Consider the following 22,044-nt stretch of genomic DNA (forward strand, 5'->3'; position numbering starts at 1 on the left):
TTAGAATATTAACCACAGAATAAATAGCACAATCATCGCAAGCTGAAGAATAACTTTCACAACAACGCTAGTGAAAAGCCCAACCACCGAGCCCAGTCCAACCTTAAGCGATTTTTCAAAATTAGAGCCTACAATCATCTCTCCGATAACCGCGCCGGCGAATGGACCGATAATGAGACCAAACGCGGGAATGACGAAAGGACCAATAATGAGACCGATCGTGCTCCCGATGATCGAAGCCCGCGAGCCGCCGAATCGCTTGACGCCCCAGGCGCTGACCGCATAATCCGCCACAAACAGCACGATGAGAATGACGGTCTGAATAAGCCAAAACCAAATACCAAACTCACTGAAGGAAAAAAAAAGTCCATAAACAAAAAATGCACCATAAATAGCCAGCGCACCAGGCAGGATCGGATAAATAGCGCCGGCCATGCCCACCACAAACAGCAAAATGACTAAAACCCAGCCTATAATATCCATACGATCCTTATCCCTTCAACACATAACGTTTAATGACTTCCGCCACGCCATGCTCATTATTGGTAAGGGTAATAAAGTCTGCGGCTTCCTTCACAGCGTCTTGGGCATTGCCCATGGCCACACCTAACCCTGCCTCGCGAATGGCAGCAATATCATTCAAGCTGTCTCCTACCGCTATTACTTGCGACATCTCTATATTCAGCAAGCCGCAAAGCTCGTGAAGAGCAGACGCCTTCGATACGCCAAGCGGATTCAGTTCGAGATTCCACGGCGACGAATTAGTTATTTCGAGCGCGTTCCAGCTTTGCACTTCAGCCAAAATCTGCTCGCGTATGCTGTCATCCTCTGTATAAAAGCCGAACTTCAGCCAATGATGCGACTCGTAATCATCTTCTGGGCTGATCCACTTTTCTTTATTGAAAATATCATCGGTTGTATACGCCCAGAACCAAGGCTCACCATGTGCCTGCGCAAGCTCATGCAGCCTCTTCACATATGCCGAGCTTAGATGCGTCCGTTTATGCAGCACATGCGGCCGATGCCAAATTTCGCTGCCGTTAACCGTAATCATCGGCGTTTCAAGGTTTAATTGCTCCGCATAAGGCAATGCGCTGCGAAAGCCGCGCCCCGTCGAAAAGCTCACAATGATCCCCGCAGCGAGCGCTTTATGTATCCACTCCGCATTTTCCGAGCTTATTTCACTCATGTCATTCAGCAATGTCCCATCCATATCAAGCGCAATCAGTTTATATTCTTCCAATTCCGTGCCTCCTCGCAAGCCTAAACATTTGTCATCTGTTCATCCAATCGGTAAATATCTAACTAGTAAATCATTTTAGCACATTTGCGCCAATTTCCAAACGAAAGTCACAATCATAAAAAAGAAGCAGCCTCCGCCAAATCGCGAATGCATGCTTCCTCAACGTTAACGAATGCTTTCCCTATAGGGATCATATCTAATAAAACTGGGCTACGCCATTTGCTTTAGCCTAAGCTTTTTAACTACGATGCCTTGCGAAGGCGAGAATAGAAACGCTGCAATAAACAGCAGCGCGGCAGCGCACACCATGCTTCCAGCGATAGATACGTCCAGTAGAGCTGCTGCTCCATACCCGATGAAGGTGCTTGCAATTCCGACAGCTACGCTAAGCCCGATCATAACGCCAAGCCTATCCGTTAACAGGTAAGCGGTTGATGCCGGGATGATGAGCAAGCCAACAACAAGTATTGCCCCTACGCTTTCGAAAGAGCTTACCGTTGCCATCGATACAAGTCCCATGAGCAAGTAATGGAAAAGGGCGACAGGAATCCCGATTGCGGCAGCGAGCGTCGGATCGAAGGCACAAAGCTTGAATTGCTTATAGAACAAGCCGAGAACGATCGAAATAACAATGAGCGTAAATCCGAGAAGCCAGACCGCCTTCGGCCCCATGCTCATCCCGCCAAGCTCCCAAATGTTCCAATGCACGTAAGCGATTTCGCCATATAGAATCGCATCCTGGTCCAGATGGACCTGTCTGGCAAATAAGCTTACGAGTACGACTCCGACCGCAAACAATGCGGTAAAAACGACGCCGATCGACGCATCGGCTTGAATGCCGCTTTGCTGAAACATTTGAATCAAAAAAGTCGTTAGCAATCCAAATAGGAGTGCGGCAATCATCATCAGCATGGAATCCCTAGAACCGCTTAACAGGAAGGCGATCACAATGCCTGGCATGACCGAGTGACTGATGGCATCGCCAATCATGGCCATCTTGCGCAGCACTAGAAATACGCCAAGCACCCCGCAGCAGGAAGCGACGAGCGATCCAGTAAGCAGTATCCAAAATTCACTCATAAGGCTGCCTCCTTCTGCGCGCTTCCTTGGCTTAGCAGCTCACCCTCACGGCTGTAGCTCTGCTTCACTCGTTTTCTCATCAGCCGCTTGGCAATTATTCCGCGCTGAGGTCCGAATAAAATTGAAATAAAAAACAATAGGGTTGCGACAAGCACCGTTATTGGACCTGTAGGCAAATTTGAGACGGAGGCGCTAATGAGCGTTCCAATCGCGCCGCTGGCGGCTCCGAATAATCCAGAGAAGATAACCATGACACCAAGCCGATCTGTCCAATATCTTGCCGATACAGCCGGTGTAATAAGAAGCGCCGCAACAAGTACAACACCAACCGCTTGTATACCGACGACAACAGCAACAACGATAAGCATCATAAGCAGCTGCTCAAGAAATGCAACCGGATATCCGATGCCTTTGGCAAAGCCGGGATCGAAGGAAATAATTTTGAATTGCTTAAATAAAAGTGTACAAACCGTTATTAAAAAAGCACACACGATACTCATTGTCAGCACGTCTTTACCAATCAACGAAGCCGCCTGCCCAAACAAAAACTTATCCAGACCTGCCTGATTGCCGTAATCGCCATGCTGAATGAAAGTAAGCAAGACAATGCCAAAACCAAAAAATGCTGATAAAACGATCCCCAGCGCCGAATCCTGTTTTAGCTTGGAGTGCCGGGTAATAAAGCCAATACCAAACGTTGCAGCCAACCCCGCAATGGCTGCGCCAATCAGAAAAATGCCAATGGACTTTACCCCTGTGAGCATAAAAGCAATACATATGCCTGGCAATGCGGCATGAGCAAGCGTATCACCTAATAAGCTTTGCTTGCGGAGATAAGAAAAGCATCCAACAATTCCGCTGCTTAAGCCGAGCAGCGTACAGCCGAGAAAAATCCACTGCATGTTCGGATCAGTGAGCATTGACCATAACGTCTCCATCTCTTACTCACCCTTTCCAACGGGAATGGACGCAGGCTGCGAATGACGTTCAAGAAACGCTAATCTGCCGCCGTAGGTACGCTGCAGCTGCTCCTGCGTAAAGGTTTGATCCGTAGGCCCATAAGCTTGCAGCTCAACATTCAGCAGCAGTACGGAGTCAAAGTAATCCTGAACCGTGGCAAGATCATGGTGGACAACAATGACAGTTTTTCCCTGCAGCTTCAGCTCCTGCAGCAAAGTAATAATTGCTTTCTCAGTAGCTGCGTCAACGCCGGCAAATGGTTCATCCATGAAATACAGCGTCGCATCCTGCGCCAAGGCGCGGGCCAGAAACACCCGTTGCTGCTGACCGCCTGAAAGCTGGCTAATTTGCCTACCTGCAAAGTCAGCCATTCCAACCTTGCTCAAGCATTCCATCGCAATCGCCTTCTCTTTCGCGCCTGGACGGCGGAACCAGCCAAGATGCCCATATCTGCCCATCAACACAACGTCAAGCGCATTGGTTGGAAAATCCCAGTCTACCGATTCGCGCTGCGGTACATACCCAATCAGCTTTCTCTGCTGCTTATAAGGCTTGCCATAAACAAGCACCTCACCGCTTATGCTCGGAATAAGCCCGAGAGCGGCTTTCATCAACGTTGATTTACCCGCTCCATTAGGACCGATAACGCCAATCAGCTCGCCTTCGTTCACTTCGAAAGAAACATTTCGCAGCACCGGCTTCTTCTGATAGGCTACGCTTAATCCATGAATTACCAATGGAGCCGCCGTCTTTTTATCCGCTGCAATTGTAGAAATATGGCTCATCATAATCACTCTCTTTCGCCGGTCTAGTTCTTTATTTCAAAGCAGCCACTATCGTATCCACATTGTGCCTAACCATGCCGATATAAGTGCCTTCCACCGTTCCCGCATCGCCCATTGCATCGGAAAACAGCTCTCCCCCGATCGATACCTCATGACCTAACTGACGCGCCCCTTCAATGACTGATTCAATCGTTCTCTTTGGAACGCTGGACTCAATAAATACGGCTTTTATTTTGTTTTTCACCAAATAATCGCGCAGCTCACTAACATCCTTAGAGCCTATTTCCGACATTGTGTTCATCCCTTGCAGGCCCGTGACAGTTAACCCGTATGCTGCTCCAAAATAACCGAATGCATCATGCGCCGTAACGAGTATTCTTCTCTCTTCCGGTATAAGCGCAATTTGCTCCTTCGCATAAGCGTCCAGCTCTTCAAGCTCCTTGATATAAGCCGCAGCACGTTCCTCATAAGAACTCGCATGGCTGGAATCTTTCTCGACTAGCGTATCGCGAATGACCTCCGCAGCCGAAATCCACAGCTTGACGTTAAACCAAATATGCGGGTCATGCATGCCATCCCCCGCCTGAGGGTCGGAATGGAGCTGGTCCTCCGTAAGCGCGGAGGATACAGCTACGGTCGGCTTGCTCCTCTCCAGCTTTTCGAACATTTCCGCCATCTTTCCTTCAAGATGGAGCCCGTTGTAAAAAATAACGTCCGCGTCGTCCAGCTTCTTCACATCGCCTTGTGACGCTTTATACAAATGGGGATCAATTCCAGGTCCCATCAAGCCGCTGACCTCAACATGCTCGCCGCCTATCTGCTGTACAACATCGGCAATCATGCCTGTTGTAGCTGTTACCTTCAGCTTTTGTCCGTCATTGCCTGCGGTCGCTCTCTGACCGCAGGCCGTTACAAGCATGAGTGCCGCTGCCAGAAATACGATCGTGATCATAAAACGACAAAGCGCTGAATTCATTTGTCGAGCTTTACGCATGAATAAAACCTCCTGCACCAAATTCAATTATTAAACGCCGTTAATTTTGCCCCTCTGAATCTTATTTTGCCATACGCCTTTTTTTTAATAATACACAAAAATGTTTCTCTTGTGCAACATTTTTTTTGCATCAAAAATAAAAGGAGCTGTCCCTCAGGTCGATAAGACCCTGCGGGACAACTCCTTTTCTCGTTTATATCCATTTTACTCTGCGCCAACTGCTTCTCCGTTCACCGATGCGTTTTCAGTTGTGTTAGCTTGTGAGACTTGCGTATCGGTTCCCGCTGCCGCATCAGCCGTTTTCTTCTTTGGCACGCCAGTAAGACCGATCTCCTCGTCGTATGCATCAAAAATTTTGCGGGCGATCGGCGAGGCGCCATAGCCGCCGAAGCCGCCGTCAGGTACGACAACCGCTATCGCCAGCTTGGGGTTCTCGGCCGGCGCATACGCGATAAATACAGCATTCTCCGCACGTCGGGTAGCAACATCCTGCTCAGATGTACCCGTCTTTCGATTGTAGCTATAAGGGAAACCATCAAAGCCCTGTGACTTAACCTGCGACATTCCATCTTCAACCTCTTCCCAATACGAATCAGGAAAATCTACCGTATTCAACACCTGCGGAGTAAAGCTCTGGATAACATTGCCGTCTGTATCTTTAATTTCGTTCACGAATTGAGGCTTCAATCGCTTGCCGCGATTCGCAAGCATTACTGTATACTGCGCGAGCTGAAGAGTCGTGTAACGGCCCTGCTGGCCGTAGGACGCCATTATAAGCGCGGACTGAGCGCTGAATCTCTCAGCCGAATTGAAATAATCGATGACTCCTCTTGACTCCCCGGGCAAGCCGCTTTCCGTAAGCACGCCAAGGCCAAATTGCTTCATATACTCATCCCAGATTTCAACGCTGCTCTTGCCATTTTGGCTGCCGCGCATATAAAGCTGGTTGCCGACCATCGCAGCCATGAACGGATTGGAGGAATCCCGAATCGCACCCGCCCCGTCAATACTTCCGTATACATGACCTTGTGAGTTTCCAACTCTTGTCTCATAGCCTTTTTTACCATAATAAAATGCGCCTGTATCCATATAACGAGTTGTAGTTGTGAACAGGCCTTCATTCAGGCCAATAAGCACGGATAACGGCTTAAGCGTAGAGCCAGACGGTACAATAGATGAAGGATGCTTGCTTCGCTCTTCCTCCGTCTCATACTTCCCATAGACAGTGCTAATGGTACCATTTTGTAAAACATTTCCAAAATTGTCGTAGTCCTCTTGGCTTATGCTTCCGCCCGACCAAATGTTCGGATCGTAATCAGGCATACTCGCCATGGCGACCACCTTGCCTGTATCAACCTCCATCGCTACCGCAAAGCCGGTTTTGGCGTATTCTGCCCTCTCATATCTATTCGTGGACGTTGATATTTTTTTCAAATGCTCCATAATGGCTGTTTCCGTTTTTAACTGGACGTTTTTATTAATGGTCAGGTAGAGATCGGCGCCCTTCTCCGGATTCGTAATTTGCATCGGTCCGATAATCCGTTCCGCATTATTGACCGGATAAGTCTTAAGTCCGTTCTTACCGCGCAGCACGTCCTGGTACATGCGCTCCAAACCATCCAGGCCAACATCTTCTTCCTCTAAATACTGAAGCTTCTCGTCCTTCTCGAGACGCTTTTCCTTATAAAAATCAACGGTCTCGCGAACGCCCTTGTACTTCTTCAAATAACCGACCAATTGCACAGCGACGGAATTTTTATCGTAATTGCGGACACTCTCCTCCATAATGTCTATCCCCTTATAGGAGGTTCTATTTTCCATAAAATAAGCAATTTCCCCGTTAGTCAGTCCAGATTTAATTCGACGCGGCGTCGATATGTTGTTTCTTCTGAAATCCAGATCCATTTGACGAATAATATCGTCAACCGTCATCGCTTTCTCCGGATCTCCGTATTTTTTGAATACTTTCTCGAGCTCCACCGCCAGCTGCTTCGCGTTCTCCGTAGCGTCAGACACGCTTAAATCAGACTGAATACTGAAATATAAGGATTGCGTCGATGTCGAATAGGCGATTGGTGAACCCGTTGAATCATAAATATTACCGCGAATCGGCGGCAATTTGACGCTCCGCGTGCTTTTGTCAATGCCCTCGGCGCTTAAAATAGGCCCCTCGACAAATTGCAAAATCGCCAGCCGAACGATCAACACGCTGAATAAAGCAAAGGTGATAAAGAAAAAGAAATTTAAACGAAAAGAAAAATGACGCCGATTTATAATATCCCGCTTTTGCGGATCGTCTTGCATACTGAACCACCTCTTAACTTTAAATAAATCCGTTCCTGCCCTACTTAAACGTCTCGAATATGCGTTTCTTCAAATCGCGGCGGGTTAAACCAGTCCCCCGAGGTTGCCCAGGTCGCATCAAGCGGAATCCATTCCTGCCCGCTCTCGCCAATTTGAACCTCGTTCCAGGCATGCGGACCATAGCCCCCCCGTCCGTCGGAGCCCATACCCGTCACCACCCGCGACTCCAGTCCGGCAGCTCGCGCCATCACAACATACAAACGGGCTATATCTATACATACGCCGCGGCGTGAATCAAATGTCTCCGGCGGCGTTTGTTCCTTCCAAATGCCATACTGGACATAATTATTGGCTTTGTCCCAGTCGTATGCGATTCTACTGCCTAACCAATCATAAAGTATACGCGCCTTCTCTTCCTTTGTCTGCGCGTCCTTCGTCACATAAAGCGCTGCCTGCTCAATTTCCACAGGTATGTTGTAATCAACAATTTCGTATTTGCGCTGCAAAACTTGCTGAAACTGCGCCTGAACGGCATCGCTCAGCACCGGGCCTTGTCCTGCAAGCATATCTCCTGCTACCGGAACAAGCCAAGAAGCCGTTTCTCGATATAACGGAGACTCTGAAATTTTGTCCGCGTACCAGCCATTAGGCAATAGCGAGACATAGACGAACAATAAAGCTACAAAGATGAAGGAGCGTCCCGCACCATGCGCCGCGCCGATGAGAGCCCCAATTACACGACTTGCGCTCCGCCCGCCTGACGCGCGATCTGCAGGCTCTGGTCGCTCACGATGCAGCATAGCATCTACAGCCCGTGCAAGCAGAGGCTCAGCAAATGCCGCTATTGCCCGGAGCAGTAAATAGCCGAGCAAGAACAGCACACCAAAGCGAAGAAGCGCGAAATCCCTTAGGCTCGTTAGCAGCGTGAACCACGCCTGTTCAATGCCACTCAGCTCGCGCAGCGGTACATCAACGACCCGCACGAGCCAGTCGGCCACGATCGGCGATAGCTGCTTTGTAAGCTGTCCAGCAAGCACCAGACAAACGATGACGACAACGCCCTCCCACACAAAAAAGAAAAAGCGCCTCGCAGAACCCGATGCGCCTCTCCTCATCCCTTGCACAAGCGAGCCGATTAAGAGCAGCAGCACGATCAAAGCAATAGGCTCCGGCTCGCGGAATAATTGAATGAATTCACTCATAAGCGCTACCCGTTCTGCTTCGCTTGATCGATGAAGGCTTGTATCGTGCTATCAAGCTCCCATTTCCCTAACGAAGTTCCGCGAAAGGAAAGCTCAACCTCGTTCACCCCTGGTTCACCGGTAAGCTCTACATTTTTTGTTTTTACTGAAAAGGTTCCATCGGCATTATCCACAAAGGTGGCATCCTCTGCTTCGCCAACCATCGCGTTTATAGCTTCCTGCTTTACGGTATCGGCAACCTTAGTTCCGATCTCCTTCAGATCATCCATCGTATAGCCGCTGTATACAACAAGACCAAGTACAATAACGACAACGATTGCCCATTTCACAACCGTCTTCACAATCCGAATAATGAGAAACAGCACAACCAACGCTATGGCAAGCACAAGCCAATGCTCCTTGAAGAAGGCCGTCCATGTGTCTAAGTCATACGCAGAAAAATTTAAAAAATCCAATTGTATCTCCTCCATTATACCTCGTACATTTTCCCATTACAAAATATTATAACCTACGAATAATGAGGCGTAAACGCATGTGCTCAGTTTCACCAGACATATCCTGTCCCATTGAAACGTACAAGTATATAAGAACATAATCGGCAAGGAGGTGCGGCCCTTTGAAAACCGCTGTATGGCTTTATTTATTTTTGTTTGTGGCGTTTTTTGATTTGCATGCGCAATATCCGATCCTGACACCTTTTGCTATCTCTTTAGGTGCTGCGCCATCTTTTATTGGACTCATGATGGGCATGTACTCGATAACACATTTGCCAGGCAATCTTATTGCCGGCTTTGGCGTCGACCGTTACGGCAGCAGATTTTTTATTGTATTCAGCTTAATGGCGGGCGGTATTGTGCTTCTATTTCAATCGCATGTAGATGATCCTTGGCAATTGCTCATTCTTCGCTCGATCAGCGGCTTCGTGCTTGCCTTCCTTTCCCCGGCATGTCTATCGTTGCTGGCCAAAATGACAAGCGACCGAACAGAGCAAGGGAAGCTGATGGCCGGCAATGGTCTCGTACATACACTCGCATCCGTCGTCTCTCCCGCAGCAGGAGCTTATCTCGTTGCTAAAATCGGTTTTACAACCGCCTTCTCCTTGCTAGGCTGGATTCTGATTGCTACTGCTATATGCGCGCTCTTCTTCATCAAAGACATGCCTGCAACGGTTGATCCGGAACCTTCACCAGCAAATAATCCGCTGCCAAAAAAAAAGCTTCCACTAGAACCAGCACTTCCCACACCTTGGCTAGTCTATATATTGCCAATTGCACTTAGCTGCGCCCAAGGCATTCTCTCCTTCGAGCTCCCGTTGCTTGCCAAGACGCAGGAAGCGATGCTCACGACCGGCCTATTATTTTCCGTTGTAAGCATCGGCGCGCTCGTCACGCTCAGTATGCTGTTTTTAAATCGCGTATCTGCCTTTCAACGGACATTATGGGGCTCGCTTGGACTAGCGATCATTTATTTCTGCATCGCTTCCGATGCGCAAGTACCGCTTGCAATGATGCTACTGCTGGTCGGTATGGCTAAAGGTATCATTTTACCTGCCCTTTCTACGCTGTTAATCGAGCTAAGCGGGGGAGCGCGATACGGCCGTACGTTCTCCGTGCTCTCGATAGCTTTTTCCATTGGAGCCTTCATAGGACCTATGGCGGCTGGACAGGTTCGCGACTATATTTCGCCTTACTATATCGCATTCCTGGCACTAATGATCGCCGTGTCGGTGCTTCCTTTTCAAACCTCACGGTTGATTTCCTCACGCACCCATTTTTCATAACAATGGGTATATGCATAGTTCGCTGAACACGATGGGATATCTAATAAATTAGGCAGTTAACCTGCTAAAACAGCTACGCTGCAGTCGATGAATATTCATGTTGAAAAACCTTATTCAGTGGTAAACTAATCGTATAGCTTTAATAATCTAATTGCCAACTATCGCTGATTTGAGGTGACCTCATGGACATAGCTATTATCGTGGAAGGAAAAAATGATAAGAGCCGGCTAAAGCGTGTTCTCGCTGATAGCGTACCTATTTATTGCACCTTTGGGACACCTGGCTCCGAGCAGCTGCAGAAGCTGGTTAAGCAGGTAGGACACAGTCAGGTTTACATATTTACAGACAATGATGCCTCCGGCAAACGGATTCGCTTTTTATTGCGGGAAACCTTTCCCGATGCCGAGCATATTTATACTCGCAGAGGTTATTCCGGCGTTGAGCATACGCCCGAGGAATATTTGATCGAGCAATTAGAAAAAGCGGGCCTCGATGAGCATATCCTGTACCCTGCTCAGAGTCCCGCTTCTATGTGGAATAAAGAACAATTTTAAAGCAGCTTGTTCATCTCTTCAACGATCTGTTCGGCCGTCAAATCCTCGTCGCTGCCATTGATCCATGCTCGGATTTGTCCGTTTTGGTCAACCAGCGTAATCACATTCGTGTGCGTATAGGAGCCATCTTCCTCTTTTCTAACGCCTACGCCAAACTCTCTAGCCACTTTTAACGTCTCATCCTCATCGCCGCGAAGGAAATGCCAGCCATTCGTGTCCGCACCGATGCGGTCAACAAAATCTTTTATCGCTTCAGGCGTATCCCGCTCGGGGTCGAACGTAATCGAGATCAGCTCCGCTTCACTGCCAAGCTTCTTGTCCGCTTCGAGCTGATCCTGCACTTGCGAGAGCAGGAAGGTCGTAGGTGGACAGACGTCCGGACAATTCGCAAAATAAAAATAAACGATGCGCGCCTTGCCATTGGTCGATTCGAGCGATACCGGCTGTCCGTCGATGTCTGTCATCTCAAATGCGGGAGCAGCCTGCAGAATCGGCAGCGGCTCCTTAGGCTGAATAACGTAAGTAAACAATAAATAAATGCCCATTGCGGCGCACAGTGCCAGCACAGCAATTTTAAAGCTATGTTTCTTTACAAATGCCACTATAATCACTCCTTAAACATTAAGAACCAATCGTATCCAAAATCATAACCAAAAAGACAACCATCAAATAGTTAACTGAGATCAAAAAGTTTGTTTTTGCCCATTTCTCGGTATCTGGAGCACTTGGGCCGCGCAGCGTATGGATCAGCCATACAACTCCGCCGATAACGGAAATAATGAGAAAATAAATACCCACATAGCCATACATATAAAACAAAATTCCGGTTGGAATCAGTAACGCGATATAAGGGATCATCTGCAGCTTGGTGCGCTTAATTCCTTTTACTACCGGCAGCAGCGGAAAACCTGCCTCCCGATATTCCTCTACCCTGCGAATGGCCAGCGACCAGAAATGAGCCGGCTGCCATAAGAACATAAGCGCGAATAAAATCCAAGCGCCAGCATCGATCTCCTGCGTCACCGCGCAATAGCCGATTACCGGAGGCATTGCTCCAGAAATCCCCCCGACCGAGGTACTCCAAGTTGAGGTTCTCTTCAGCCACATCGTATAGATCACGATATATACGAACCAACCGAGAAATCCGAGCCAGCCAGCCAAAGGACTGACAATTGCAAACAGGACAACAAGCCCAGCCAGTCCTAAAATAATACCATAAGCAAGCACTGTTCCAGGCTGCATACGACCCGTAGGAAGCGCCCGATCCTTCGTCCGCTCCATCTTCTGGTCAAGCTCTCGATCCCAGAAATTATTAATGACGGTCGCGGAAGCGATCGTCAGCGTCGAACCGATCAGCATCCATATCAGCAATGGAACATTAATGTCCCATTTGGAAGCAACCAAGAAACCACCTAACGCAGCGAATACATTTAGCCGAAGCAGCCGCGGTTTTGTTAATGCAATAAAGTCCTTCAGCACGAAGCTAGCCTCCCGAGTTATGCGACAAGACGCCGCAGGCGTCTATCTTTCATTGATGAATCGTTACTAATCATACCGAAAAAAGTATCCAATGACAACGTTCACTGGCTTTGTTCATCATTTTGCCACTCAAATTGTGACAAATCTTCTAGTAACCATTTGGCTGGGCTGCCAATACAATAACTATATAGTTTGGTGCCTATTTCAATCCCGCATCAAACCGTCCATCCGTATTCGAAGGGAAGTGAACCATCAAGTCTATGGCCGTCATAAAAACAAACACCGCGGACACGAGGATGCTCGCCCGGCTCATGAGAGCGGAAGCTGAGGGGGAAGGCGAGCTAGGAATGCTTATGGTAGGCAATGTCGGCGTAAACCGCATTCGCGGAAATTGCTTGGATTTTAGAAATATTCGTTCGATTCCGGATATGGTTTTCCAGTCGCCAGGCGGTTTCGAAGCAACGCAGAAGGGTTATTTCTATCAACGGGCCCGGGAAAGCGATATCCGATTGGCACAACGAGTCATAAACGGCGAGCGCCAGCATCCGGCATCGAATGCGCTTTGGTTTTTCCGTCCGGCTGGAGACTGCCCGGACACCTGGTACGACCAAGGCAACAGCGGACGTTATAAGAATCATTGCTTCTTCGTACCTACCCCTGAGGATTGTCCTACTGTTTATTAAATTTATACGATTGTAAAATGTGAAAGCGAGGAATATCTGAATGTCTAATGGTTACGGCTTCAAAAATCAAGTAAGCCCGGCTAACGTCCATTCTTACCAAGGCTACGGCGGCTACGGAAATTATTCATATCCCATGGGCAGTCCGCAGCCGACTGCTTTACCGGCAACATTGCCTGCTCATATGCAAGTGCAATCATTGACGCCTAACGTTCAATTGCAGTCGTTGGCCCCTAATCTGCAGGCACAGTCCATGATGCCAAATGCGCAAATGCCTTCTATGCAAATGCAGCCTTCGCAAATGCCGCCAGCCGTTCCGAGCGGCTCCTTTGTTACACCAACTGGCGGCACAATCGCTCCTTCTCCGGTCACAGAGGAATCCTATGTTGAGAACATTTTGCGTCTAAATCGCGGTAAAATCGGAACCTTCTATATGACCTACGAAAACAATCGTGAATGGAATGCCAAAATATTCAAAGGAGTCGTTGAGGCTGCCGGTCGCGATCATATTATTATTAGCGATCCAACGACAGGTATGCGTTACTTATTATTGACGCTGAACCTCGACTATGTCACATTTGATGAGCCGATCGCTTACGAATACCCGTTTCAAGGCGGCGTTGTAAGCTCAACCACCCCCCTTGGCATGGCAACCTTAGGGACAGTGAGCTCTAGCCGTTAAATTTATCAGCCTGATGTACCGGCTTAAAGGTCCAGACATGCATTTTCTCCATCCCCCCAGAGATCCAAGAAGCTATACGGAACCAAGAAGAACGCTCACTGCAGCGTTCTTTTTTGATGCGCTCGGCTTCTGCCTCGGAAGCTGCGTTCCACACCTCGACGAATAGTCCCGGTTGATCTGTTCCTTCATATAAATAGACGCTGTTCCCGCTCTCAGCAAGCAAACCTTTCGTGTAAATGATATACTGCGCTCGATGCTCAGGCAATATTTTATATTCTGCAAAACAAATGTACATTTCCCCTTCGTCTCCTTTTGCTAACATTGATAAAGTTCCCCCGCTCAGCCGATACTACTCCTAATCAATTAACATGGGAGGACACAACATGGATACAGGCACACATCTTGTTATGGGAATTGGATTAGCTGGGCTAGCTACCGTTGATCCCGTTGTTGCGACAAATCAAACGGTTCTAACTGCTGTACTGCTCGGAACAGTTGTCGGATCACAGGCGCCTGATCTGGATACCTTGCTTCGACTAAAAGGAAACGCCAGCTATATTCGCAATCATCGCGGCATTTCTCATTCCTTGCCTGCAATCGCCATATGGACCGCGCTAATTACAGGCCTGCTGCAATTGATATACCAAGGTGCGCTGCCTTTGCTGCATATAGGAGGATGGGTTCTGCTGGCTGTAGGTATACATGTATTTACAGATTTGTTCAATGCCTATGGTACGCAGGCGATGAGACCCTTCAGTGAAAAATGGATATCATGGAATATTATCCACATCTTCGATCCGATTATTTTCACGGTACATGTCATAGCCATTTTACTGTGGGCAGGTGGTTTCGTAAATCCCGCATTTTTGTTTCCCCTGATGTATTTATTTTTAACGATCTACTTTGTGTGGCGAACTTTAACAGCCAGAAAAACGGTTCAACTATTGCCAGTGATCGACAAAGAGCATCAGACTGGCGATAATTATATTGCTATTCCAACGATTTCCTTAAGTAAATGGAATGTCGTCAAACATTTAAAAAATGGCAGTTTTGTGATTGGAGACCTCAATAACGGCGTATTAAGATGGCTCGATCACGCGCATTGCTCCGATCATCCTGCTGCAGAGCGGTCTAAAAGCGACCCTGCGATCTACTCTTTTCTGTATTTCACAAGCTTTGCCTGTGCAGAAGTCCGGGAGCATGAATGGGGATATGAGGTCAGATGGTCGGACGTTCGTTACCGGCATCGCAAGCAATACCCGTTCGTTGGCGTACTGCTCATGAACAAGCATTATGAAACAATCGGCTCGTATGTCGGTTGGCTTAGTGATGAGCGCTTAATGAAAAGATTGCGGATGAACACCTACTAATACAGATTCTCAGAAGTCCCTCGCTTCAATTAATAGAGGGGCTTTCTTATTTGTGTTAAAATGGTGATATAGAAAAGAAGCCCGCGGGCATGCCCGGGGCTTCAATTCTTCGTTGTGTATGAGAAGCGATTAACGGCTGCCGCCAGATAGCTGTTGCTCAGCAATTTGGACCAGCTTTTTCGTAATGTAACCACCTAGGGAGCCTGCATCACGAGTTGAAACATTACCGTAATAGCCGTCTTGCGGAATTTGCACGCCTAGCTCTTGCGCGGCTTCAAGTTTCATTTGATTCAAAGCTTGATTAGCTTGTGGAACAACGAGTTGATTGCTTCTTCTGTTTCCTGCCATAAGCTATTTCTCCTTTCGTCTTCTGCGCTTTGATGTGTGTTGCAAGCTTGCAAACTTATTATGTGCTCGCGTCTGCAAACTATTCTACATTCTAAAAAAAGATATTAACTGCTTGTAAAGGAGAAATTATTTGATGTCCAAACCGTTGTCTTTGTTTTTTTCGGTGCTCGCCATAATCTTTATGAGTGCAATGTCCATCTCCATAAGCCACAGCATCTGGCTCGTGCTGCTGTTCGGCTTGCTGACACTATTCACAATTGGAGCCGGGTTTATCGTACGGGCGCGCATGCTCCGCAGAAAAAAAGGCTGACGCCAGCGAGCGTCAGCCTTTTTTCTATTATAGATACTAGCCGCGCGGAGGCAGAAAACCCATTTTTTCCTTCACATCGGCTAACGTACGATCAGCAATGACCGCTGCTTTCTCAGCGCCTTGCTTCAGAATATGATGGATTTCTCCTGAGCTGCGGATATCGTTATACTTGGCCTGAAGCGGTTCAATGACCGAGACGACATAATCAGCAAGCTCTTTCTTAAACGGACCATAGCCCTGACCTTCGTAGCGGGCCTCAATTTCTTCAATCGTCATATTCGCGCAATGCGCGTATATGCTCAGTAAATTGCTGATCTCCGGCTTGTTTATTGGATCATATTTTACTTCGCGGCCTGAGTCTGTGGTAGCCCGGCTAATTTTCTTGCGAATGACATCGGGTGAATCAAGCAGCGCAATATAGCTGCCCGCGTTAGGATTACTCTTACTCATTTTCTTGCTTGCATCATCCAGCGACATAACCCGTGCGCCAACCTTAGGAATATAGGGCTCTGGTATAGTGAAGTAGTTGCCGAATCTGGTATTAAAACGATGCGCCAAATCACGCGTGAGCTCCAAATGCTGTTTCTGATCGTCACCTACAGGAACAAGATCGGCATTATAAATGAGGATATCAGCTGCCATAAGCGTCGGATATACAAAAAGACCTGCGCCTACCGAATCCTTGCCTGCTGATTTATCCTTAAACTGTGTCATTCTCTCGAGCTCGCCCATATTGGCAAGCGTTGTAAACAACCAGCCAAGCTCCGCATGCGCGCGCACGTGGGATTGGACAAATACATTTGCCTTCGCTGGGTCAATGCCTGCCGCAATAAATAGTGCAGCCACTGCCTCCGTCTGCTCTCTTAAAGCTGCCGGCTCCTGCGCGGCCGTAATGGCATGCAGGTCGACGACCATAAAAAAGCATTCCTCGGTGTTCTGAAGCTTCACAAAATTTTGCATCGCCCCGATGTAGTTTCCGAGTGTCAGCTGACCACTTGGCTGAATGCCTGATAGCACCTTCTTCATTGGACTTCAACTCCTTCGTTCCCAATTATTCAAACGATAAAAACGCAAAAAACCCCCGCCGCAAGGGACGAGGGACCGTGGTGCCACCCTAATTCGCTTATAGTATGCGCGATAGGCGTGACGCCCCGCGACAATGATCCATAAGCCTTGTTTCTCCGTAACGGGGAGTTGCCGTACAAACATCATCCGCAGCGCTGCTGCCGACTTCCGTTCATATGCTCCGGGGCCCATTCCGCTTCGACGCTTGCACCGGTTCACAGCAACCACCGGCTCTCTGCAGCAAATCAATCGAGCTTACTTGTTCCCATCATTGCATTTAAAATGATTATACTTATGTATACAGCAATGTCAAGCAGTTAGAAAGTTGTCCTATCTTAGGCTATTCATGCATAAGCTATACTGACATTCGTAATCCTTACATTAAGAGAGGATTTTCAGTATGCTAAAATTTGTATTTCGCTTCGGCACTCCTTCACTCGCGATAGGCTGTCTTATTATGGCTGTACTCATCGCAACGAATCGTGAAATGCCCGTTCATCTGTTTAGCGTTGCCAATCTGCAATCCTTTAAAATATTATTTATAAGTATTATTCTGGAAGCATTTCCGTTCATTCTGCTTGGCGTTCTATTCTCCGCACTACTGCAGGTATTTGTTACGGACGAGCTGATTCAGAAATTCACACCGAAAAACCCGATTGCAGGCGTTCTATTCGGAGGCTTGCTCGGGTTACTATTTCCATTGTGTGAATGCGGAATGATTCCCGTCATACGCCGTCTTATTCGTAAAGGTATGCCTGCTTATATTGGTGTCGTATATTTGCTGGCTGGCCCTATCGTCAATCCGATTGTCTTTACCTCCACATATACTGCATTCCGCACAACACCCGAAATGGCTTATTCTCGGATGGGACTAGCCTTTACAGTAGCTGTTGTCATCGGCTTGCTTCTCTACAAGTTTATGCGCAGCAGTCCGCTAAAGGCTTCGCCCGCCCTCAAAGTACTGCATCATGAGCACAGCCACGATCACAGTACGCATCGCAAAGGCTTGCGCGGAAGAACAGCATCGATTCTGGCTCATTCCTCGGATGAATTTTTCGAAATGGGAAAATATTTTATTTTCGGCGCCTTCCTAACCGCTATCATACAGACCCTTATTAAACGCAGCACACTTGAGTCCTTCGCCGATCAGCCGATGTTCGCCTACCTGTTTATGATGGTCTTCGCTTTTATTTTATCGATTTGCTCGACTTCAGATGCCTTCATCGCTTCGTCGTTCAGCGGCATGTTCGATTTCGGCCCGCTGCTTGCCTTTCTTGTATTTGGGCCGATGACCGATTTGAAAAACACATTTATGCTGCTTACAACTTTCCGTGTTAAATTCGTACTTATTCTTATTGCTTTAACGGCTTCCCTCACGCTTATTGGAGCTTGGTTCATGGAGGTGCTTCTATGATACATCACTTGATAAGAGCGGCGATTCTCACAGGCTTTGCCATGTTTATTGTCTATTTGGATCGTACCGGTGAAATGAGGTTGTATATTGCTCCGCATATGGAGCTCTATATTAAGCTTTCTGCGCTGGGACTGTATGCCGCTGCAATATATCAAGTATATGCTGCTTTGCAGAAAAGAATGGGCAAGCAGACTCCTTCCTGTGTTTGTGAGCAAGAGCATGAGCCTTCTTCATCTATTTTTAAAAACATCCTCATATACAGTATATTCATCTTCCCGCTCCTGCTCGGATTTCTCGTCCCAACAGGAACTTTAGGAAGCGCCTTTGCAGCGCATGATGCGGACCAGACACATACGCAAGAAAGCAATGGGCAACAATCAGCCCGAGCAATCGATCTGTTGTTCCCATCCGAAGATAAATAGGACCGTTCCTCAGTCAGGCAAGACTGCAGGGAACGGTCCTATATTTTTGTGAAGTGTGTCGTGATTGAACAGCTTAATTGCAATATGTATTATTGCGATTCTCTAAATACGTTTGGTTTCGGATAAAAGCGGGAGTTCCAATTTGCCATGTTGTAATTAGATTCGTAGAGTATACTTGCCGACCAAGTGTTTGCGCTGGAGCGAACCGAGAAATCATACATAATTTCTCCGTGCGTCCAATCTTTTCTGTACTTTAGCGCCTCGATTGCCATTTGGCGGAAGGCTTGTACTTGCGTAGAGGTCAATCCTTGGCTTCCAGCTTCAAACTTACCGTTCTTGCTTTCGATTGGATGATGTCGAAGACCAAACTTCCCGACCGCATTGTTCCGAATATGAATCAATACCGTTCCGGCAGCGGCATTCGTCAGCTCCCCCTCGAGCTGACGAAATACAAAATCAACTTGTCGTGCGAGTGATACAGAATCCAATTGCATACAAATTATCCTCCTTTTTAAAATAACATTATTGTTTCTATCTAGGTCTCAGAGCTTATTATATAGTTCTTTTATCATAATTGCAATATATTGTTAACAAAATAATACAAAATTCTAGTATTTTTGATTTATAATTCTATTAAATTACATTTAGTACAAATATAAATAAGCTTTTTGGTAGACAACCAAGAAGCATTGTAATGTATTTATGTTCATTTGATACTTCATGCTTATAATGGTAGCACCATATACTAATTCTGACACCGAAAATATCATTAGTATTTTCCGAAAGACCGCATGCGGTCCTATTTCTTAATATTATAAATTCGACAAATATAGACCAAATTCGTACGAAGTGCTACAATATGGATATTCTTATAAAAGGAGCGCTTACATAATGGTCCAATGGTACTATTCGTTATCGGTGCGCAATAAGCTTCTGACCACAACGTATTCCAATTTATTGCTTTTTTCACTCATCATGCTTCTCGTTTTACATTTTTCAGGAGGTTCTATCTTAGCCGGAATCATTGTGACCATCATTGTCGCTATTGCAGCGTATCCGCTTGCCTCCTTCATCGAGAAATCCATAAATCAATCCTTTGATGAAATTTCAGGTACGGCGCTTCGTATTGCCAAAGGGGACTTTACTCAAAGAGTTGATACCAGCTCTTCATCTTCTCTGGGAGAACTCGGCCATTCCTTCAACAGCATGATCGATAAGCTCAGAGACATACTGACGGAAACCTCGAATATTATCCGTCATGTATCAGATACAAGCCACAGCATCTTTGATAAGAACAATAATATTCAAACCGCTATGCAGCAGGTTGCGGCTTCCGCCAACGAGCTTGCAACCGGCGCGAATGAAATTTCGGAAGATGTAGCGGAGATGAGTGAATCCATTACCGAAATTGAAGAAAAGGTATCCAGCTATGCCAGCTCTGCAAAGGAAATGAACTCACGCTCCGAGCAAACGCTTGAGCTTGTGAACAAGGGTCGTCAAGCACTTGACGTTCAATCCGAAGGCATGCGCCGCAACGTTGAAGCAACAGAGAAGGTATCATCAACAATTGAAGAGCTTGCCCGCAAAGCGCAGGGAATAAGTGCTATTACGACGACAATCTCCGATCTCGCCGAACAAACAAATTTATTATCGCTTAATGCCTCCATCGAGGCCGCCCGAGCAGGCGAGCATGGACGAGGCTTCGCAGTCGTCGCCCAGGAGGTACGCAAGCTTGCGGAAGAATCGACTGCTTCTACGAAGGAAGTATTTCAACTCGTCAGAAGCATTGACGAGGGCATAAAACTAACGATCAATAATATGAAAATCAATGAAGAGGTCGTTAAGCTGCAAACCGAACACATTAAAGAATCGGAAATGGTTTTCTCGGAAATCGTACATAGCGTCCAGTTTATAACCGATAAAATATATGCTTTCTCACAAGAAAGCGAGGTTATGCTTGAAAGCGCGCAAAAGATTTCAGAAGCTATTCAAAATATTTCTGCCATCACGCAGCAATCAGCAGCAGGCACAGAGCAGGTATCTGCTTCTATGAATGAGCAAATCGCTTCTGTACAAGCGGTTGTTGAGGAAACAGAGCGTATGCGCACGATGGCCGCTCAGCTCCTGCGCACCATTAACGTTTTTAAAATGAAATAATAAAAAAGGCCTTCACTCCATTTGCTGCAAGTGAGTGAAGGTCTTTCTTTTGTCGTCAATGCGGCTTCATCTCCTCTTATCATCGGAGTATATAGCTCTAATAGCTCCTTCATCTTAACGACAAACAGCAGTCGGCTGCGGACAAGCGATATACGACATGATCTCGACTTGTGCGTGACAGATCATGTTCTCTCACACCTATTGCATTTCATGCACTTTTAATAGCACTTATTATAAAAAGTTGATAATGATTATCAAATTCAATGAAGGAAGATAACGCATGAAAGCAAGCTGCTTGGGTAAAATATCTGCACAGCTTATGTATTATTAATACACATTGAGGATGATATGGCATGTGGAAATTATTAAGAATGACAACAACTTTTTTTGCGACAGCTGCTTTACTAAGCGCTATCCCGTTTCATCAAACTGTTCATTCATCTGCTCTCCAGGCTATTAAGCATCATGAAACCATAGTAAAGCCGGTTCAAAAAAGCAGTAAACGACGTAAAGCGAATATGTCATGGGTTGAGCTGCATAAGCAGTTTCCTGACGCTTTTCTCACCAATGGACCGCGTAATCGCAAGCGGATTGCCCTGACGTTCGATGATGCCCCAGACCACAGATTTACCCCGGCAATCTTGGATATATTAGCAAAATATGATGTGTGCGCCACCTTTTTCGTTGTTGGAAATCGCGCTGCCAAACACCCTTCAATCGTAAGACGAATACATAATGAAGGCCACATCATCGGCAATCACTCTTATAATCATGCTGTATTATCCACCTTGACCTTAAATCAATTCCGCCAGCAGATTTTGCAAACTGACTCCATTATAAGAAGCGAAATTGGTTATTCTCCGCATTTTATTCGTCCTCCCTATGGCGAACTTCTTCCTCAGCAGGTCATGTGGAGCAAGCAAGCCGGGTTCACAATTGTTAATTGGGATGTTGATTCCATTGATTGGAAAAACAATCCTAGCAGCGTAAGCATCATCAAAAATATAAAAAAAACACTGCAGCCAGGATCAATCGTGCTGCAGCATGCGGGTGGAGGCGCTGGGCAGGATCTGTCTGGCACAATAAATGCTCTTCCACAGCTGATCCGGCTTTTACGAAGCAAAGGGTACGAATTTGTAACACTTCCCGAGCTTGTAAATCAACCAGCCAGCCGATGATGTACAAAAAGCCGGTTCACCTCTCTTGGAGAGCTGT

Annotated in this window: 25 protein-coding genes and 1 other annotated feature; of the genes, 10 read left to right on the top strand and 15 right to left on the bottom strand. The window is 46.9% G+C overall.

What is annotated here, in order from left to right:
* The 9 genes from ACO9K6_RS04770 to ACO9K6_RS04810 form a co-directional block, all read right to left on the bottom strand.
* Positions 1-483, bottom strand: a complete 483-nt coding sequence (locus ACO9K6_RS04770) for a DUF456 domain-containing protein (RefSeq protein ID WP_424766399.1) — start codon at positions 481-483, stop codon at positions 1-3.
* A gap of 7 nt (positions 484-490) precedes the next feature.
* Positions 491-1,243, bottom strand: a complete 753-nt coding sequence (locus ACO9K6_RS04775) for a Cof-type HAD-IIB family hydrolase (RefSeq protein ID WP_424766400.1) — start codon at positions 1,241-1,243, stop codon at positions 491-493.
* Between the two features lie 210 nt (positions 1,244-1,453).
* A complete protein-coding gene (locus tag ACO9K6_RS04780; protein ID WP_424766401.1) occupies positions 1,454-2,323 on the bottom strand; it encodes a metal ABC transporter permease in 870 nt (289 codons plus the stop codon).
* Entirely contained in the window at positions 2,320-3,261 is a 942-nt protein-coding gene (locus ACO9K6_RS04785) for a metal ABC transporter permease (protein ID WP_424766402.1), read from the bottom strand. Before ACO9K6_RS04785 ends, ACO9K6_RS04780 begins: the two co-directional genes overlap by 4 nt.
* Before the next feature lie 3 nt (positions 3,262-3,264).
* Positions 3,265-4,071: a metal ABC transporter ATP-binding protein gene (locus ACO9K6_RS04790; protein WP_424766403.1), complete on the bottom strand. Its 807-nt coding sequence runs from the start codon at positions 4,069-4,071 to the stop codon at positions 3,265-3,267.
* A gap of 28 nt (positions 4,072-4,099) precedes the next feature.
* A complete protein-coding gene (locus tag ACO9K6_RS04795) occupies positions 4,100-5,062 on the bottom strand; it encodes a metal ABC transporter solute-binding protein, Zn/Mn family (RefSeq protein ID WP_424766404.1) in 963 nt (320 codons plus the stop codon).
* 204 nt (positions 5,063-5,266) lie between these two features.
* Positions 5,267-7,366: a peptidoglycan D,D-transpeptidase FtsI family protein gene (locus ACO9K6_RS04800; protein WP_424766405.1), complete on the bottom strand. Its 2,100-nt coding sequence runs from the start codon at positions 7,364-7,366 to the stop codon at positions 5,267-5,269.
* Between the two features lie 44 nt (positions 7,367-7,410).
* On the bottom strand, positions 7,411-8,568 hold the full coding sequence (locus ACO9K6_RS04805) for a transglutaminase domain-containing protein (protein WP_424766406.1): 1,158 nt from the start codon (positions 8,566-8,568) through the stop codon (positions 7,411-7,413).
* A 5-nt stretch (positions 8,569-8,573) separates the two neighbouring features.
* A complete protein-coding gene (locus ACO9K6_RS04810; protein WP_424766407.1) occupies positions 8,574-9,023 on the bottom strand; it encodes a hypothetical protein in 450 nt (149 codons plus the stop codon).
* A 161-nt stretch (positions 9,024-9,184) separates the two neighbouring features.
* On the opposite strand from ACO9K6_RS04810, the gene ACO9K6_RS04815 reads away from it, so the two are divergent.
* On the top strand, positions 9,185-10,348 hold the full coding sequence (locus ACO9K6_RS04815; protein ID WP_424766408.1) for an MFS transporter: 1,164 nt from the start codon (positions 9,185-9,187) through the stop codon (positions 10,346-10,348).
* Positions 10,349-10,530: 182 nt separating this feature from the next.
* Positions 10,531-10,902 (top strand): toprim domain-containing protein, encoded by a 372-nt coding sequence (locus ACO9K6_RS04820; RefSeq protein ID WP_424766409.1) that lies wholly within the window; start codon positions 10,531-10,533, stop codon positions 10,900-10,902.
* Here the strand turns inward: ACO9K6_RS04820 and ACO9K6_RS04825 are convergent.
* Both ACO9K6_RS04825 and cyoE read right to left on the bottom strand, forming a co-directional pair.
* Positions 10,899-11,504 (bottom strand): SCO family protein, encoded by a 606-nt coding sequence (locus ACO9K6_RS04825; protein WP_424766410.1) that lies wholly within the window; start codon positions 11,502-11,504, stop codon positions 10,899-10,901. The two genes, ACO9K6_RS04820 and ACO9K6_RS04825, sit on opposite strands and share 4 nt — an antisense overlap.
* A 19-nt stretch (positions 11,505-11,523) precedes the next feature.
* Positions 11,524-12,402 (bottom strand): heme o synthase, encoded by an 879-nt coding sequence (gene cyoE, locus ACO9K6_RS04830; protein WP_424766500.1) that lies wholly within the window; start codon positions 12,400-12,402, stop codon positions 11,524-11,526.
* 239 nt (positions 12,403-12,641) lie between these two features.
* Between cyoE and ACO9K6_RS04835 the strand changes: the two genes are divergently transcribed.
* Entirely contained in the window at positions 12,642-13,064 is a 423-nt protein-coding gene (locus ACO9K6_RS04835) for a cell wall hydrolase (protein ID WP_424766411.1), read from the top strand.
* Between the two features lie 40 nt (positions 13,065-13,104).
* A complete protein-coding gene (gerQ, locus tag ACO9K6_RS04840; RefSeq protein ID WP_424766412.1) occupies positions 13,105-13,743 on the top strand; it encodes a spore coat protein GerQ in 639 nt (212 codons plus the stop codon).
* Here the strand turns inward: gerQ and ACO9K6_RS04845 are convergent.
* Entirely contained in the window at positions 13,733-14,065 is a 333-nt protein-coding gene (locus tag ACO9K6_RS04845) for a hypothetical protein (RefSeq protein ID WP_424766413.1), read from the bottom strand. The genes gerQ and ACO9K6_RS04845 overlap by 11 nt on opposite strands.
* A 61-nt stretch (positions 14,066-14,126) precedes the next feature.
* Here ACO9K6_RS04845 and ACO9K6_RS04850 point away from each other — a divergent pair, with 61 nt between their 5' ends.
* Positions 14,127-15,113, top strand: a complete 987-nt coding sequence (locus tag ACO9K6_RS04850) for a metal-dependent hydrolase (protein ID WP_424766414.1) — start codon at positions 14,127-14,129, stop codon at positions 15,111-15,113.
* Positions 15,114-15,242: 129 nt separating this feature from the next.
* Here the strand turns inward: ACO9K6_RS04850 and ACO9K6_RS04855 are convergent, their stop codons facing one another.
* Positions 15,243-15,461, bottom strand: coding sequence for a small, acid-soluble spore protein, alpha/beta type (locus ACO9K6_RS04855; protein ID WP_424766415.1), 219 nt, complete (start codon positions 15,459-15,461; stop codon positions 15,243-15,245).
* A gap of 133 nt (positions 15,462-15,594) precedes the next feature.
* Between ACO9K6_RS04855 and ACO9K6_RS04860 the strand changes: the two genes are divergently transcribed.
* Positions 15,595-15,771, top strand: coding sequence for a hypothetical protein (locus ACO9K6_RS04860; RefSeq protein WP_424766416.1), 177 nt, complete (start codon positions 15,595-15,597; stop codon positions 15,769-15,771).
* 36 nt (positions 15,772-15,807) lie between these two features.
* On the opposite strand, the gene trpS is transcribed toward ACO9K6_RS04860, so the two are convergent.
* Positions 15,808-16,797 carry a tryptophan--tRNA ligase gene (gene trpS, locus ACO9K6_RS04865; protein ID WP_424766417.1) on the bottom strand — a complete coding sequence of 330 codons (990 nt, stop codon included), beginning with the start codon at positions 16,795-16,797 and terminating at the stop codon, positions 15,808-15,810.
* 60 nt (positions 16,798-16,857) lie between these two features.
* Positions 16,858-17,117 (bottom strand) — a binding site (T-box leader).
* A gap of 119 nt (positions 17,118-17,236) precedes the next feature.
* On the opposite strand from trpS, the gene ACO9K6_RS04870 reads away from it, so the two are divergent.
* On the top strand, positions 17,237-18,250 hold the full coding sequence (locus tag ACO9K6_RS04870; protein ID WP_424766418.1) for a permease: 1,014 nt from the start codon (positions 17,237-17,239) through the stop codon (positions 18,248-18,250).
* Entirely contained in the window at positions 18,247-18,672 is a 426-nt protein-coding gene (locus ACO9K6_RS04875; RefSeq protein ID WP_424766419.1) for a DUF1980 domain-containing protein, read from the top strand. The genes ACO9K6_RS04870 and ACO9K6_RS04875 overlap by 4 nt, the downstream gene beginning before the upstream one ends.
* Before the next feature lie 89 nt (positions 18,673-18,761).
* On the opposite strand, the gene ACO9K6_RS04880 is transcribed toward ACO9K6_RS04875, so the two are convergent.
* Entirely contained in the window at positions 18,762-19,166 is a 405-nt protein-coding gene (locus tag ACO9K6_RS04880) for an O-methyltransferase (RefSeq protein WP_424766420.1), read from the bottom strand.
* Positions 19,167-19,563: 397 nt separating this feature from the next.
* Between ACO9K6_RS04880 and ACO9K6_RS04885 the strand changes: the two genes are divergently transcribed.
* Complete coding sequence (locus ACO9K6_RS04885; RefSeq protein WP_424766421.1) at positions 19,564-20,829, top strand: methyl-accepting chemotaxis protein; 1,266 nt, start codon at positions 19,564-19,566, stop codon at positions 20,827-20,829.
* A gap of 353 nt (positions 20,830-21,182) precedes the next feature.
* A complete protein-coding gene (locus tag ACO9K6_RS04890; protein WP_424766422.1) occupies positions 21,183-22,007 on the top strand; it encodes a polysaccharide deacetylase family protein in 825 nt (274 codons plus the stop codon).
* The last annotated feature ends 37 nt before the right edge of the window (positions 22,008-22,044 follow it).

This window comes from Paenibacillus praedii (genome assembly GCF_049725345.1).
Taxonomy (GTDB): domain Bacteria; phylum Bacillota; class Bacilli; order Paenibacillales; family Paenibacillaceae; genus Pristimantibacillus.